Source organism: Rossellomorea sp. DA94 (assembly GCF_029834455.1).
Lineage (GTDB): Bacteria > Bacillota > Bacilli > Bacillales > Bacillaceae_B > Rossellomorea > Rossellomorea vietnamensis.
The window spans coordinates 3,836,825-3,852,338 of the sequence record NZ_CP122397.1; the positions used below are offsets into that span (position 1 = coordinate 3,836,825).

Sequence of the window (15,514 nt, forward strand, 5' to 3'; positions counted from 1 at the left end):
ACTCCTACGGGAAAAGCGGAATAGGTAAGACCCCGCAGGAGCGCTAGCGACGAGGAGGCTTGCCTTCCGCCCGAGGAAAGCGAAGTCTTGCACGGAAATCAACAGCGGTGGACCAAAGCATCTTTTCAGTCCACAAAAAAAATAAGCCGGTCAGGGCCGGCTTTTGTTTAGAACATCGGGTTGTCTTCAAGGAATTGATAGATCTCATCCACCAGTTCTTCAGGCGTGTCGCCTGTTACGACCTCCCCGTTGACGAGAGCATAAAAGGACTGGGCGCATTTTCCGCAGTATCCCAGGCATCCGTACTCAATGACATCAAGGTTCGGGTCTCTTTCTAATATCTCAAGCGCCTTTTGCGCACCGCTAGCAAGATTGCTAATACAAAATTCAATAATAGGTTTCAATTCCATCACCTCACTACTCTTTGTTATGCTACCTTTTTTTATCATTATCGTCAATGATTTGTATTCCATGTAATGGTATAACAGATTGTGAACATTTTCGCTTATTTCTGTTGTGAAAACACCTTTATTTCGATATACTTTTAATGTTAATAGGTTTATTTATGTAGAATTAGCTCGAATTATGCTTCACATTGAAAATGCTTACTTTGTCAGGACCCGCTCCGGCGTGACTGTCCTTTAATCCTGTCCCGATCTATAACGGGATATAAATCATATACAAACACACTATTTCAACAATAATGTAGAGTGCAAAAAGGGGAAATTTCCATGAAACAATTAGTTCTGCTTGGCGGAGGATATGGGAACATGCGCGTCCTTCTTCGCCTGTTACCCAACCAATTACCTGAAGATGTATCGATTACCCTGATTGACAGAAATCCTTATCACTGTTTGAAGACAGAATACTATGCGCTTGCTGCCGGTACGATTTCAGATCAGCATGTACGCGTATCATTCCCGGAACATGCCCGGTTATCCTATGTATACGGAGATATCTCAGGCGTGGACATGGAGAATAAACTCGTTCGTATGAAAGATCAGGATCCCGTCCCTTATGACGACCTTGTCATCGGGCTTGGGTGTGAGGATAAATATCATAATGTACCGGGTGCAGATGAACATACGTTCTCGATTCAAACGATTGAAAGGTCACGTAAAACGTATCAGACCCTTTGTAATCTTCCTGCGGGTTCGATCGTCGGGATCGTCGGCGCCGGCTTAAGCGGCATTGAACTTGCCAGTGAGCTTAGGGAAAGCCGTTCTGACTTGAAAATTAAATTATTTGACCGTGGACCACGCATTCTCAATGCCTTCCCTGAACGTCTAAGTTCTTACGTTCACGGTTGGTTTGACGAAAATGGCGTAGAAATCGTGAACAATTCCAATATTACAAGAGTAGAACCGAATACACTGCATAACCACGAAGAACAGATTTTCTGTGATGCCATCGTGTGGACTGCCGGGATTCAACCGAGCAAGGTCGTTCGCGATATGGATGTGGAAAAGGATGCAAGCGGTCGCGTCATCTTGACAAAGTATCATAACCTCCCACAGGATGAGAACGTGTATGTGGTCGGTGACTGCGCAAGCCTTCCTCAAGCTCCAAGTGCACAACTTGCTGAAGGGCAGGCAGAACAAATCGTCACCATTTTACTGAAGCGCTGGAATAACGAAGAGCTTCCTGCAGAACTACCAAAGATCAAGCTTAAGGGGATCCTTGGTTCACTCGGAAAGAAGCATGGTTTTGGACTGGTAAACGAGCGCTCCATTACAGGACGTGTCGCCCGATTGTTGAAATCCGGGGTATTGTGGATGTATAAATATCATAATGGTTGATAAAAGTACCCCTACTGTCGACAGTAGGGGTCTTTTTTTTTATTAAATTAATTATCCATTCAGATGTACAGGCAATTCCTTTAGTCCTCTAAGCAGGAACATGTCCCTCCAATTCGACTCATCGCAATTTCCGGCAAATGTCATTGTCGGAAATGCGCTTAACAGCTTCTCAAAGGCGATCTTTCCTTCAAGCCTTGCAAGGGGTGCTCCCAGACAGAAATGAATTCCATACCCAAAAGCCATATGGGGATTCGGCTTCCGGGCCACATCGAATGTTTGCGCACCTACAAATTTCCTTTCATCACGGTTGGCAGAAGAAATAGAGGCTAGCACCATGTCTCCTCTCCTGATGCGTTTCCCCTTAAAATCCATGTCATCAGCAGACCACCTTGCTGTAGAGAAATCAACCGGACTATAGAAACGAAGCGATTCTTCGATTGCCGTCTCAATGAGAGTGTGATCCTTCCTCAGCTTCTCTAATTGGTCTGGATGTTCAAAGAGGGCGTATATCCCGTTCCCGATCAGGTTAACAGTTGTTTCATGACCTGCAATGATGAGAAGAACGATCATCGAATACAGTTCATCTTCGGTTAGCTGTTCCCCTTCTTCCTCATGCAGGATCAAATTTGAAATCAAATCCTCCTTGGGACTTTCTTTTTTATCCTTAAAGAGAAGCGTCAAGTATTCGATAAATTCTCTTACATCTCCTTGAAAATCAGCGTTCATATTGTCGGAGGCAGATACGATGGTATTCGACCAGCGCCTGAACTTTTCCCGGTCTTCTACCGGTACTCCTAGAAGTTCGGAAATAACGATGATGGGAAGTGGGAAGGCAAACTCATCAATCAAGTCTACAGGGCCTTGTTTTACCTTCATTTGGTCAATAAGTTGATCAGCTACCGCCTCAATCCTGGGTGAAAGCTCCTGTATCCTTTTAGGATTGAAATAAGGCTGTACAAGCTTTCTTAGCCGAGTATGGTCCGGTGGATCCACATCGAGCATCATATGCTGGAACACTCTTGCCTCCAGAGGCAAATCGTTATGTTGGTCCGAATCCGAAAACACCTTTGATTGATTTTTGATGAACGATTGGGTTTTTAATAGTTCTAACACATCGTCATACCCAGAGACGATCCACGTAGTTTGACCACCATCTTCCCAGGCAGCAAACACCGGATCCGTATTTCTTAAGTGGGAATAAAATGGGTAGGCTCCCCTTTTAAAGTTGGACTGAAATACAGACTCAAACGAATTCATCATGTTCCTCCTTTAATTAACTGACTAGTCAGTCTTCTCAATCAGTATAAGATAAGGGAGGTGCTGCATCAATTCATTCGCCTCACGCTACACATAAATAAAGCCCATTTCACTAAATGAAATGGGCTTACTCAGGGCTTAAACCGCTTTATATCCATACTTCTCAAGTTCTGAATAAATCGTCTTCAAACGGGGATTTCCTTCTCCGATAATTTTGCCATCCAACAAGACAACCGGATAGAACATATCTTCTTCCACTACCCTTGAGGCAAATTGTTTCACCGATTCTTCTTCCGGCGGATTGTGGATATCCACATATTTAATGACAAATGGCTGATCGGGATATTTCCTGCTTACAGCAGCCTCCAGCCATTCATAGGTTTCTTTCGATGATGGTAAGTTCACGCAGCTTGGACAAAGTATTTCTGCCCCATATACGTAAAGTTCAACCGGCTTACGTTCCATATGATCCTCCCCCTTGTTCCCCTCTTTTGTTTATTTTACAAAAAAAGCAGGAAGGTTGGAACCATTTTCTTTCTGGAAAGGGAATGGGAAACATTTCTTGAAAAAGAAATGCCCAATCATTTGCAGGTTGATAGATTTTTTGCGAATATGTCATTATAATAGATAGTAAGGAAAGGAGTAGATAATTATGGCTGAAAACGAAATGATTGCACCCGTTCAGGAAGTATTAGATAAATTACGTCCGTTCCTACTTCGCGATGGTGGAGATTGTGAACTTGTAGACGTTGAAGATGGCATTGTGAAATTGCGCCTTCTTGGTGCTTGCGGAAGCTGCCCAAGTTCAACCATCACGTTAAAAGCAGGAATCGAACGCGCATTGGTGGAAGAAGTTCCTGGTATCGTTGAAGTAGAGCAAGTATTCTAATCAAGCTATAGCCTTACATCCTGAATCCTTTATTGGATTCAGGATTTTTTCTTTTACTTCACCGCTGTTTTCGGGTTGTCCCCATTAAGGACGGCCTGTATGTTCTCTACACACAGGGACATCATGTCATGACGGGTATCTTTGGAAGAGCTTCCGATATGAGGGATGGCAACGACTTGATCCAATTGAAGAAGGGGATGATCCTCGTTAATTGGTTCCGTTTCGAATACATCCAATCCGGCTCCCGCAATGTCCCCCCTCTTTAACGCCTGCTCGAGGGCCGCTTCATTGACGATGGCTCCACGTGCTGCATTGATGAAGATCGCCGTTTCCTTCATCTTAGTGAATTGATCTTCTTGGAACATCCCCTGTGTTTCCTCATTTAAGGGAGCCAGGACGACCACGAAATCCGATTGGGCAAGAAGGTCATCGAATGACACGTATCGGACTCCAAGTGTCTCTTCAGCTTCGGATTTACAGGAACGGTTATGGTACAGCACTTCCATATTGAATCCTTTCGCCCTTCTCGCTACCGCTTCACCGATACTTCCCATTCCAACGATCCCAATTGTTTTATGATGAATATCCATTCCGGCAAGGAGAAGGGGTGACCAGCTTTTCCACTTTCCTTCTTTTATATACCGGTCGGCTTCTACGATTCGCCTTGCGGTTGCCATCAGGAGGGCGAAGGTTAAATCCGCCGTCGTTTCCGTCAGTACATCGGGTGTATTGGTAATGGTGACTCCCTTTTCTTTTGCCGCTTCAAGATCGATATTATCAAAGCCCACCGCAAGATTTGCCACAACTTTTAACTGGGAGGCATCCTGTAAGAGTTCCCGGTCGACCTTGTCCGATAGCATGGTAAGTAAAGCAGATGCTTTCTCTGCTTTCTTCAAGAGTATATCCCTTGGTACCGGTGCATCCTCCCGCTCCCACATCTCCACTTCGAAATTCTTTATCAATGGCGCGACCACGGCCTCAGGAAGTTTCCTCGTAATATAGATGAATGGCTTCATATACATCCCCCTGCCTTCACTTTTCTTTTCTTCAGTTTAGCATAAAAGGGAAGGCACATCCCATTTTGGGAGATTGGATTACAACCACGCTATGAGGGGAATCCCCCATTTTTTCACCGGCACTTCGGACATATGGTAAAAGTCTGCCAGAAACGCTTCGTATTGATGTGAATTTTTCAAATAGCGCTCCAGTTTTTCCTCGACTGTCTTTTTCTTCTGTTCGGATTGTGAAATATAATACTCCTCGATGCATTCGAAATAATGCAGGGGAAACAATAACCGGGAATACAACAATCTCCATGAAAAAGGAGAAAGGGGTGTAACCGACTCATACTCTTTCATGAATTCCTGAAGCTCAGGATGAAACGTTTGGCTCCTCATGAAATATCGTTCCCTCACCCACTCGGCTATGTCCCGGCTGCAGTGGTCGAATACCCATTGAAACGGAAAATGTATGCACATTTCGGTCCCCCATGTGGAATCGAGAAACCGCTCATGACAGATCGTTCCGGCGTCCTCTGCCTTCGGGTCTTCATCAAGCTCCGTATCGACCAGGTATTGAATGGCATTTTCCGAAAGCGCACTATAATAAGGATAACTCTCGACAAACCGGCGTTCAAACTCGTCAGCGGGCTGATCCTGAATGACCTGATAATAGGCTTTTTCCAGTTGGGCCATCCGCTTTTCCCACAGACTCTTCCACTGTCCCATGCGATTTATTTTTTCCACTTTCTCCTCAAAGGTCCGTCCCCTGAAATGGAATTTGCTTAGCTTTCGGCCGAGCTTATGATAAGGCGGGGACTCTATGCCCTCATTTCGAAGGACGACATAATCCTTATCCTTCTCCACCACGAGGAATTTCCCCTCATTGCTCTGGACAAAGGTCGACACATGCCGGTCCCCGGTGCTTTTCAGGTGTTCTGCTAATTTATAGAGTTCCACCAGGGTTTCCTGTTCCATATTCGATACACCCACAATACTATATACTAATCCCCCGACCATATATCGATCCATCATTCCATCGAAGAATGCCCGCTCAGGATTCAATCCAAAATGGTTTATTAAAATCTCTTGAGACATACCGACCTCTCCTATCTTTAATGACCGTTCTTTTTCATTCTTCATGTGTTAAATGCGCTATCCGGGATCATCATTCCCAAGCATTTATGAATATCCAAATCCATGGATGGGCAAGAATGAGAACAGAAGCTATTATTATGTCTATTTTTCAATTGGGAATCATATGAGTAAAACAAGGCTTCGTCTAATCGAAATAGGGGTTTTATAATCTTTCAAGGAAAAAGGTGAATAAGATGAAGGATAAAGAGTCAATGGATTTATTAGAGAGCACGGCACGTAAATGGCTGCATGAAAGAGGAGTCGAAATAGAAGACATCGCTCAATTAGTCATGTACCTCCAACAGAAGTATCATCCTGATCTTGAATTGGAAGAATGTGTCTATAACGTGGAACGTGTATTGACGAAACGTGAAGTACAGAACGCCATCCTGACAGGCATTCAACTTGATATATTAGCTGAGAAAAAGATGCTGATGGAACCATTGCAGGCGATTGTTGAAGTAGATGAAGGATTATATGGTGTGGATGAAATCCTGGCCTTTTCAATTGTGAATGTATACGGTTCGATCGGATTCACGAACTACGGATATATCGATAAGCAGAAGCCGGGGATCCTGGAGAGATTGAATGATAAATCATCAGGTATGTGCCATACCTTCCTGGATGATATTGTAGGTGCCATTGCAGCGGCCGCTTCTAGCCGATTGGCACACCGGGCGAAGGGCGCAAAATGAGGGTGAATAAGTATTCCAAATCAGACGACTGGGTCGTCTGATTTTTAGTGTTGGAAGAAGTGTACAAGGTAAGTGATACAATCTACCCTAAAAGATTATAAAGTGTAAACATTTAGATCCATTTAACTAACTTAATGTTTGCACATCAGCGAATAGTTTTATATAATTACAACTATAGTTGTAATTATATTCATTATAGTTGTATACAGGGCCAAACTAAAATACATACACACCTAAAAAGGCTTTCACTCTCTCGGAGTCTACAGAATCACACATTTAACATGAGTTTTAAAAAATGATCGAGGTGAGATCTTATTAAACTCCTGAGTGACAAAGCCCTTATCGATGCCTATAAAGAAGCAAAACAGTTAAAACTCAGTGATGAATTCATCATTCTGATCGAACAAGAAATGAAAAAGAGAAAATTAGTTCATTAAAGAATCGTATGATTGTAGAGGTCCTGGTGTTCTTCACAAGTCGGCATGATGTCTTCCCATTGGACCTCCAACGAGCATACGATCGCAAACAGCTTGTTCAAAGATGGGTTCGCCTCTCCCTTTTCAATCAACGAAATATAATTAACCGTTAATCCACATTTGCGACTTAATTGTTGTATGGTGATTTCTTTTGCTCTTCTATGGTGCCTTATTTTCTTTCCGACAAGTCCTGTAACTGTAATACTCATTACCTCACTACCCTTTTAAAAATTCTTTAGAAATGACGTGGATTGTTTCGAAAATCAAGATAAGAAACAGTGACTTTCATTCTTAAAGTTGTGTGCATTCGTAAAGAATAGTTAGAAATTGAAAAGGTATCAATGCTAATAGTCCCCTACTACCTTTGATGTTTACCCTAGTTGAATACCTTTACACTTAATTTCGAAAAATTTTTTAAAAAAACTCATTATTTCATGTTCTGTTGTCATCATGATCCTTCTGGGTACTCAAATATGCGTCATGGAAAAAGTATCGTTAGTTAGAGGAAAAAACCAAATAATTCATTAGGAGTATAATGTACGTTCCTACTACTTATTCTTACAACGATATCTATAGAGGCACAGATATCTTTACCAAAAGGGCTACTACCAAAGTCCCCCTTAGTATAAATAGTATTTTGTTTACTTCTTTTCACACTAGTTCTATTTTACTTATACAAACGTGTGTTGTCTATTATGAATATGTTACTAATTAAAGACATTTTCTTCTATTTGAGTACTCAGCAGGGCCATGAAAGAGGTGGAGGCTGCAGTCAGCCTCCACCTTTTTTATATTATATATCCCATTGATCCAATGTTTCAATTGAATAGGTAGGTTGAATATGCTTTTTGGTCAACGCCTCTTTTGTCGTAACCCCTGTATGAACAAGGAGCGTATCGAGTCCTGCATTTATTCCCGCGAGGATATCTGTATCATAGTTATCCCCCACCATCAGAGTGTCTTCCTTCGGCACTCCCAAAACAGACAATGCCTGTTCCATAATGATGGACTCGGGCTTACCGATAAAGATCGGTTCGGTCTGGGTGGAGACAGTCACAACAGACGTCAGGGAACCATTCCCAGGAAGCAATCCCCTTTCAGTCGGAATCGCGATGTCTCCATTCGTTGAAATGAACGTTGCCCCGTTTCTCACCCCCAGGCAAGCGAGGGATAGTTTCTCGTAATTAATCTCCCGGTCAATCCCCACTACCACGAAATCAGGTTTATCGTCCTTCAGTGTAATGCCGTTCTCTTCAAGTGCTGAGCGTATTCCTTCTTCACCGATGACATAGGCCGTTCCTTCAGGCTTTTCCTTCGCCATGTACTGTGCTGTCGCCATAGATGTCGTAAATACCTGTTCCTTCGTTGCGGGTATATCAAATGACCGCAATTTCTCTGCCACCTGTTCTGGCCTTCTTGAAGAGTTGTTCGTCACGAAGAGATAAGGTAAGCCTTTATCCTGCAGCCGCTTCACGAAATCCCCCGCTTCTTCAATCTTCTCCTTCCCTTTATACATCGTTCCATCCAAGTCGATTAAATACCCTTTATACTCTTTCATCATCTACCTCCATATAGTGTAGTTAGTATGTCCAACATTTCTATTTGCTTCGTTAAAAAGTCACTCTCTAAAGAAAATAAGACAGCGCTTCTTATGAACGAAAGCGCTGTCAAATACGTTTAGTTTTTGAATGCCGAAACGGGGCCCAGTTCATTTTCAAGGTAGTTTCGGACCTGTAACGGGAACTGGTTCAGTGTATGGAACACGTCTTCCAGAATGGTATGTACTTGCTTGTGATCGATCGTTGTATATTCCTGCACGAGTGATTTACGCTGTTCGACGAGGCGTTTCAAGTCTTCACTCATCTTGTCTGTGATCACTTTTTCATCCAGAAGAATATCAATGATATCCTCATAGCTTCCCGGGTCCCTCATGATGAATCCGTCAATCATGCTGTTCCCTACGTCGAGGACAGATTCAATGATGACGTGGGCAACCCTTTCAAGGGCCAACTTTTCCAGAGTAGCGTCCCACTGTCCTTGACGGCTGAATATGTTTAGCTGCTCATCCATATAGACCAATATTTCTTCAATCTTTTCCCTGTCTACGAAATACATGATGCTCACCTCTCTCTTCAACAATAACCTGACACTTTATTTTAACATAATTTCACCTGACCCATACAGGTACATCCTGCAATTCCCCTCTCAGTTTGGTATGATGAAATAAGCATAAACAGAGGAGGACATCGTGATGAGTGAACGTTTTTATTTATATGACGATACAGAAAATACACGAACGCGATTCGTAAGTTTCATGGGGGAAAATCAGCGGTACGACCTGGCCATTACCCAAACGGAACGCTATTACGGTAAATCACTGGTACTGGATCTTCAGGGCAGTCGATTTGCCATCATGGGAAGAGATGACCTTGATGAACCTGGATACGTTGAGAGTGTATTTAAATTAACCGAAGAAGAAGCGGATGAATTAAGGGATTTCTTAGGTGAGATCATTCTTTGATCCATATGGTCCCTTGAGAGAATGAACTTCACCTCCCCCTCACATACTAAATGTATGAAAGGTGGGAGATAAAATGAGCAAAGACCGGAAATCCTATGACAAAGAAGACGAAGAATACAGTGACTTCTCCAATGTAGAGACATACCGTAATTTCCTCGTCCCCGAAACACTTCCGGAAGGTCCTTATGGTGCTCCCAGAGGTAAGCATACCCCTGTCGAAAACAAGAGTACACCATGGGAAGAAGGCCAACGGTATTATAGCGCCTTCAACTACGAGAATAAATCCCTGCATCAGGATATACCGCGTCAGGAACCCGGATCACATCCTGTTCATGCCGACCCGGATGTGAATGAAGAACCTCCATATACTGAAAATAAGTAAAAGAAAGGAACAAACGACCATCATCGTTTGTTCCTTTCACCATTATTTATTGACTTTCTTCACGAGAAAATAAGCGCACCCAAAATTACAGTATTCATATAAGTAATCCTTATGAGTACTCACCTTTGTGTCGAAAGAAGCCTTTTGATTGTGATCATCGAAGAATCCTTTCAATCGGAGCTGTCCGTATCCCCAATCACCAAGGATATAGTCGTATTTGCTTAAGATATCGCTATACCTTTCCTTGAAAGCTTCCTCGTTGAATCCGTCCCTGAATTCCTCGACGATTTCGTAGCACGTGTTCTGCACACAAATCACCTCTGTCCACCCACTTTCGTTTCCTTATTTTAAATTATAACGGATTGTCCATTAATTACTATGAAAAATTACCATACGAGATGGTCACCCTACTAAATAGGGGGTGTTTAAGTTGAATAAATTACTTTTAGGTACAACGGTACTCGGCATCACACTAATCGGGACAGCCTGTAATGGCATCGACACGGCCAATGAGGAAATGTTCCACGACAACGGGAATACCATTAACGTAAGTGACAGGGAAGACCTGTATAACGAAAATGGCTGGACCAAAAAAGGGCCGCACCGCGGGGAAGACTTCGGTTATGTCCGACAACAGAAGAGCCCTACCGGTGGTCAAAACATTTCCACGAAGGATATGTACAGTATCAATCGCGAGCAGGTAGCCGACAGCATCAGCAAAATGAGTGTCGCCCTTCCTGACGTGAAAGATTGTTCTACCCTCGTCACGGACGAAGAGGTATTAGTCTCATATGTGACCGATAAAAAGGATAAAGACGGACGCTTCGAAGTCGCCGATCAGGTGAAGAAAACAGCCATGTCCGTCATCCCACGTTGGTACCATGTCTATGTGACCGATGATAAAGCGTTGATGCGTAATGTCGAAAATCTGGCCAAAATGGATAGTGACAGCAAAAACGCCAATACAGCCATTGATGATACCATCAACCTTATGCTGAAAGACTCTCCACAAGGAAGGAATGTCGACTCAGGAGAGAATGCCAACGGCGAAATGACATCTGATCAGTACGAAATGCGTGACGACGATACCCATAAAATCAACATGGACCGTCAGAAACGTAATGATTATACTGATGGAAATAAGATGATGGACTAACGAAAAGCGGAGGCGGCTCGTTCAGAGGCGACAAGCATAAGATGAATGGGCCACGAAGGCGTCCTTTGCCTTCTTGGTCCATTTAGCTTATGACCTCGAGCCTCTAGCCGCCGGAGCTGGACATCTCTAAAACCATCTACAAAAAGGACTGACTGTCAGAGAGCTTCTCTTTCAGGTCAGTCCTTTTGTATTTCTCTACATTATGCGTTCTGTACTTCCTGCTCACCTTTAGCTTGTCTTGCTTTCGCTGCTGCATTTACCTGCTCATCGGCATGATAAGATGAGCGAACGAGAGGACCTGCTTCACAGTGGCTGAACCCTTTTTCCATTGCCGCTTCACGAAGTTCGGCAAATTCATCAGGATGATAATATTTTTGAACCTTCAAATGTTTCTTCGATGGTTGCAGATATTGACCTAATGTCACGATATCAACATGATTGGCACGCAAATCATCCATTGTTTCGAGAATTTCTTCCTTCGTTTCCCCAAGACCAACCATGATACTCGATTTCGTAGGGATGTCCGGATTCAATTCTTTTGCACGGCGGAGGAATTCCAATGTACGATCGTAAGTCGCACGGGCACGAACTCTTGGAGTCAGACGGCGAACGGTTTCAACATTGTAATTCATGATGTCAGGCTTAGCATCCATCAATGTCTTGATATTATCAAATATCCCACCCATATCAGAAGGCAGTACTTCGATGGATGTGAACGGGCTCTTACGACGGATAGCACGGACGGTTTCAGCAAAGACTTTTGAACCGCCGTCTTTCAGGTCATCACGTGCAACCGCCGTAATGACGACGTGCTTCAAGTTCATAAGTTGCACGGAATCCGCAACGCGTTCCGGCTCTTTCAAGTCCAATTCAGTCGGAAGTCCTGTTTTAACGGCACAGAAACGGCAGGCACGTGTACAAATGTCGCCCAGAATCATGAACGTAGCTGTACGTCTGGTTCCCCAGCATTCATGAATATTAGGACAACGGGCCTCTTCACATACTGTATGAAGATTGTTTTCCCGCATCATTTTTTTAAGACCCATATAATTATCGTTCGTATTCAGCTTAATCTTAAGCCAATCCGGTTTACGAATGTGTTCATCTTTCTTACTCATACCCCTCATCTCCAATCCTAAATAATTCTGACTTAGGCAAAGAGTGAAACGTTTTCTCGTTCATCCTATGTAAAAAAAGCCATCATCAATATACTTCTTTTGTCACTTTATCATACTAAAAAAGTGAAAACAAGCATGTGATACCCTATTACCATTTATTGATGATTATGAATCCCCGATAACGATACAAACTACAGATAGGCCCCTAAAAATGGAGGGATGATTTTGTACAAACGATTGGTATTCTGCATTGTATTCTTCTTCATGATAAGCCCCTGTCAGAGCTTCGCAGCAGAAAAGCTGACAGATGAGCAGATACACACAAAAAGAATGGAACTGTTCCAGAAGAGCGAGGCTATGACTCAGATCCCCTGGTACTACCTGGCAGCCATTGATCAATACGAACGCAGTCTAAGGTTCGCCCGGAAAGACAGGGAAAAGCCATCCTCTTTCATCTCGATTTATATGGAGCCTGAAAAGTGGGTCGGACCTTTGAACCCCCACGCCGAGGATGACAATCCTGAAACGATCGCTCTTTTCAACGGAATCGGCCGGGACGGGGATCATGACGGAAAAGCCAGCCTGAAAAGTGATGAAGATAAACTTGCCGCATTAACCGACTTTATCCTTCGTTACGGCATCGATCACGACAACTTCAAGCTTGCCCTCTGGGAATATTACAAGCGGGATAAAACCGTCAGTATCATTATGGGAAATGCCAAAATATATAAACAGTACGGAACGATTCATCTCAATCAGAAAGCCTTTCCGCTTCCCCTGAGATTCAACTATAGTTACCGGAACACCTGGGGAGACGCCCGTGGATGGGGTGGAAGACGGATCCATGAAGGGACGGACCTCTTCGCTGATTACGGTGTTCCAGTCAGGGCTACATCATACGGCATCATCGAGATGAAAGGCTGGAATCGGTATGGAGGCTGGCGAATCGGAATACGTGACATTAATAATACGTACCACTACTTTGCCCATTTGAGTGGTTTTGCCAAAGATCTTCATGTTGGACAAGTCGTTGAACCGGGAATGGTGGTCGGCGGTGTAGGAAGCTCAGGATATGGACCTCCGGGAACGTCAGGGAAATTCCCGCCTCATTTGCATTATGGAATGTATAAGGATAATGGCCTGACAGAATGGTCCTTTGATCCATACCCTCATCTAAGAATGTGGGAACGCCAGGACAGGATCAAAAGCAAGAAACATTAAAAAAGCAGACAATGGGGACTCCACTGTCTGCTTCTTTCTTTATACCTGTTTTTTCGATTTGGATACAGCGTTCATGATACTAGCTGCTAATCCACCCCAGATGATGACCATTCCGACTATCATCATTGTAATCGCGCTACCAGTCATGTTAGCTTACCTCCTTATAGCTATCGGCTTCTGTCTTGGCATGCCAGCGTTTAAATCCGAAGGCCACTCCTACAATGATGGCAAATGCAGCTACGAACCATCCACTGTATAAAATGAAAGCATCAGAATATCCTTCGTAGTTACCAGTTTCCGTATCAAACTCTTTCAGCAAATTCATTTTGAATAATCCGAACATCATCCAACCAAGGACGATCGGTGTGATGACGCCCAAACATACTTTCCACCAGGCCCCAAGCTGGATATCAGATATTCCATTCGCATGGGATTGGAATGCCCCCAGCTTGCGAAGGAACCAGGCGATCACGACTACTTCCACTAATCCGACAAACGCCACTCCGAATTGGTTGATGAAATAATCCGCAACATCCAGGAATAACAGACCACCCTGTGTAGCAAAGAGGATGGAAATGACAGCTGAAAGTCCGCCACCGAATAGGACGGCTTTATTACGGGAAATCCCGAATTTCTCAGAGACGGCTGCCACATAGGTTTCCGAAATGGAAATCAATGATGACAGACCGGCCAGTACAAGTGAAGCAAAGAATAAGAAACCAAAGACTTCGTTGAATGCCGGGAATTCGTTGATGATCTGCGGGAAGACAACAAACGCAAGTCCCACACCGCCGCTTACAACATCCTGCACGGCCACACCTTGTGATTGTGCCATGAAACCAAGTGCGGCAAATACACCGATACCAGCCAATAGTTCGAATCCGGAATTACTGAACCCCGTGATGAAGGCGTTGTTCGTAATATCCGATTTCTTCGGCAAATAACTTGAATAGGTGATCATGATCGCAAAGGCAATGGATAAGCTGAAGAAGATCTGTCCATATGCCGCCACCCATACACCAGGATCAGCAATCTTGCTGAAGTCTGGCTTAAAGAATGCATCCAGACCTTCCATCGCTCCTGGTAATGTTAAAGCGCGAACAACAATAATTAAGAATAAAATAACAAGTGCTGGAATAAAGATTTTATTCGCTACTTCGATTCCTTTCTTTACACCTTTGAAAAGAATACCAAGTGTAACGGCCCATACGATTACAAGAGGGATGAATACCCCTGGAACCACACTGCCAGTCTGACCGGCATCAACCGAAAGCTTTAAATAGTCGCTGAACAGGAAGGATTCAGTATCCTTTCCCCAGCCTAAATTGAAAGAAAAAACACTGTATGACATCGCCCAGGCGATAATGACGGCATAATAGGTAGAGATGACGAATGCAATTAAGACCTGCCACCATCCGAGCCATTCTGTTTTCTTATTAAGACGGAAATAAGATAACGGTGCTGAACCACGGTACTTATGACCAATTGTAAATTCAAGTACTAATAATGGAATACCTGCTGTTAGAAGAGCGAATAAATAAGGAATAAAGAATGCTCCCCCGCCGTTTTCATATGCTACTGCCGGAAAACGCCAAATGTTCCCTAATCCGATTGCTGACCCGACAGCTGCAAGAATAAATCCTGCCCGTGTACCAAACTGTGCACGATTCTCCATGTTGTTCCCCCCTAGTTCTTTCCAACTACCTGCCTTGAGGTATTTGAAATTTTTATATTTTCAGATTATTTATAATCTAAAGTCAGTATAGCTAGTTCCAGGACAATTGTCAAAGCTTTATTTTAGTGTTTTATTGAGAAATTCACCAAATTCCTACAGTACTATTTCACTATAAGAATTTTGTCGGAAT

The 15,514-nt window shown here is 43.5% G+C and carries 20 protein-coding genes; 8 read left to right on the plus strand and 12 right to left on the minus strand.

Annotation, left to right across the window (positions count from 1 at the left end; genetic code table 11):
• Positions 1-167: 167 nt before the first annotated feature.
• Positions 168-404, minus strand: a complete 237-nt coding sequence (locus P8596_RS19995) for a YuzB family protein (protein ID WP_229594678.1) — start codon at positions 402-404, stop codon at positions 168-170.
• A 327-nt stretch (positions 405-731) separates the two neighbouring features.
• Between P8596_RS19995 and P8596_RS20000 the strand changes: the two genes are divergently transcribed.
• Positions 732-1,799 carry an NAD(P)/FAD-dependent oxidoreductase gene (locus P8596_RS20000; RefSeq protein ID WP_034763767.1) on the plus strand — a complete coding sequence of 356 codons (1,068 nt, stop codon included), beginning with the start codon at positions 732-734 and terminating at the stop codon, positions 1,797-1,799.
• 51 nt (positions 1,800-1,850) lie between these two features.
• On the opposite strand, the gene P8596_RS20005 is transcribed toward P8596_RS20000, so the two are convergent.
• Entirely contained in the window at positions 1,851-3,059 is a 1,209-nt protein-coding gene (locus tag P8596_RS20005; RefSeq protein WP_279724809.1) for a cytochrome P450 family protein, read from the minus strand.
• Between the two features lie 135 nt (positions 3,060-3,194).
• Entirely contained in the window at positions 3,195-3,521 is a 327-nt protein-coding gene (locus P8596_RS20010) for a YuzD family protein (RefSeq protein WP_034763764.1), read from the minus strand.
• A gap of 187 nt (positions 3,522-3,708) precedes the next feature.
• On the opposite strand from P8596_RS20010, the gene P8596_RS20015 reads away from it, so the two are divergent.
• The gene (locus P8596_RS20015) at positions 3,709-3,945 is read left to right on the plus strand and encodes a NifU family protein (protein WP_034763763.1); all 237 of its coding nucleotides are present in this window, start codon (positions 3,709-3,711) and stop codon (positions 3,943-3,945) included.
• Between the two features lie 53 nt (positions 3,946-3,998).
• On the opposite strand, the gene P8596_RS20020 is transcribed toward P8596_RS20015, so the two are convergent.
• A complete protein-coding gene (locus tag P8596_RS20020; protein ID WP_279724811.1) occupies positions 3,999-4,961 on the minus strand; it encodes a 2-hydroxyacid dehydrogenase in 963 nt (320 codons plus the stop codon).
• A gap of 78 nt (positions 4,962-5,039) precedes the next feature.
• Complete coding sequence (yutH, locus tag P8596_RS20025; protein ID WP_224522046.1) at positions 5,040-6,041, minus strand: spore coat putative kinase YutH; 1,002 nt, start codon at positions 6,039-6,041, stop codon at positions 5,040-5,042.
• A 233-nt stretch (positions 6,042-6,274) separates the two neighbouring features.
• Here yutH and P8596_RS20030 point away from each other — a divergent pair, with 233 nt between their 5' ends.
• Both P8596_RS20030 and sda read left to right on the plus strand, forming a co-directional pair.
• On the plus strand, positions 6,275-6,775 hold the full coding sequence (locus P8596_RS20030; RefSeq protein WP_034763757.1) for a phosphatidylglycerophosphatase A family protein: 501 nt from the start codon (positions 6,275-6,277) through the stop codon (positions 6,773-6,775).
• 323 nt (positions 6,776-7,098) lie between these two features.
• Positions 7,099-7,212, plus strand: coding sequence for a sporulation histidine kinase inhibitor Sda (gene sda, locus P8596_RS20035; protein WP_263497800.1), 114 nt, complete (start codon positions 7,099-7,101; stop codon positions 7,210-7,212).
• On the opposite strand, the gene P8596_RS20040 is transcribed toward sda, so the two are convergent.
• The 3 genes from P8596_RS20040 to P8596_RS20050 form a co-directional block, all read right to left on the minus strand.
• The gene (locus P8596_RS20040) at positions 7,209-7,460 is read right to left on the minus strand and encodes a helix-turn-helix domain-containing protein (protein WP_159362733.1); all 252 of its coding nucleotides are present in this window, start codon (positions 7,458-7,460) and stop codon (positions 7,209-7,211) included. The genes sda and P8596_RS20040 overlap by 4 nt on opposite strands.
• Positions 7,461-8,044: 584 nt before the next feature.
• The gene (locus P8596_RS20045) at positions 8,045-8,809 is read right to left on the minus strand and encodes a TIGR01457 family HAD-type hydrolase (protein WP_254653824.1); all 765 of its coding nucleotides are present in this window, start codon (positions 8,807-8,809) and stop codon (positions 8,045-8,047) included.
• 119 nt (positions 8,810-8,928) lie between these two features.
• Positions 8,929-9,366: a DUF86 domain-containing protein gene (locus P8596_RS20050; protein WP_254652249.1), complete on the minus strand. Its 438-nt coding sequence runs from the start codon at positions 9,364-9,366 to the stop codon at positions 8,929-8,931.
• 136 nt (positions 9,367-9,502) lie between these two features.
• On the opposite strand from P8596_RS20050, the gene P8596_RS20055 reads away from it, so the two are divergent.
• Positions 9,503-9,772 (plus strand): DUF3055 domain-containing protein, encoded by a 270-nt coding sequence (locus P8596_RS20055; protein ID WP_034763751.1) that lies wholly within the window; start codon positions 9,503-9,505, stop codon positions 9,770-9,772.
• A gap of 73 nt (positions 9,773-9,845) precedes the next feature.
• Entirely contained in the window at positions 9,846-10,154 is a 309-nt protein-coding gene (locus tag P8596_RS20060; protein WP_034763749.1) for a hypothetical protein, read from the plus strand.
• A 42-nt stretch (positions 10,155-10,196) separates the two neighbouring features.
• On the opposite strand, the gene P8596_RS20065 is transcribed toward P8596_RS20060, so the two are convergent.
• Positions 10,197-10,472 (minus strand): YutD family protein, encoded by a 276-nt coding sequence (locus P8596_RS20065; RefSeq protein WP_044338154.1) that lies wholly within the window; start codon positions 10,470-10,472, stop codon positions 10,197-10,199.
• Positions 10,473-10,575: 103 nt separating this feature from the next.
• Here P8596_RS20065 and P8596_RS20070 point away from each other — a divergent pair, with 103 nt between their 5' ends.
• Positions 10,576-11,310, plus strand: a complete 735-nt coding sequence (locus tag P8596_RS20070) for a YhcN/YlaJ family sporulation lipoprotein (RefSeq protein WP_224522044.1) — start codon at positions 10,576-10,578, stop codon at positions 11,308-11,310.
• A gap of 200 nt (positions 11,311-11,510) precedes the next feature.
• Here P8596_RS20070 and lipA read toward each other — a convergent pair whose 3' ends face one another.
• A complete protein-coding gene (gene lipA, locus P8596_RS20075) occupies positions 11,511-12,428 on the minus strand; it encodes a lipoyl synthase (RefSeq protein ID WP_224522043.1) in 918 nt (305 codons plus the stop codon).
• 219 nt (positions 12,429-12,647) lie between these two features.
• Between lipA and P8596_RS20080 the strand changes: the two genes are divergently transcribed.
• A complete protein-coding gene (locus P8596_RS20080) occupies positions 12,648-13,649 on the plus strand; it encodes a M23 family metallopeptidase (RefSeq protein ID WP_481900305.1) in 1,002 nt (333 codons plus the stop codon).
• Positions 13,650-13,688: 39 nt separating this feature from the next.
• Here the strand turns inward: P8596_RS20080 and P8596_RS20085 are convergent, their stop codons facing one another.
• Together P8596_RS20085 and P8596_RS20090 are read right to left on the minus strand one after the other, a co-directional pair.
• Positions 13,689-13,796: a methionine/alanine import family NSS transporter small subunit gene (locus P8596_RS20085; protein ID WP_079532007.1), complete on the minus strand. Its 108-nt coding sequence runs from the start codon at positions 13,794-13,796 to the stop codon at positions 13,689-13,691.
• 1 nt (position 13,797) lies between these two features.
• A complete protein-coding gene (locus P8596_RS20090; protein ID WP_224522042.1) occupies positions 13,798-15,324 on the minus strand; it encodes a sodium-dependent transporter in 1,527 nt (508 codons plus the stop codon).
• Between the last annotated feature and the right edge of the window lie 190 nt (positions 15,325-15,514).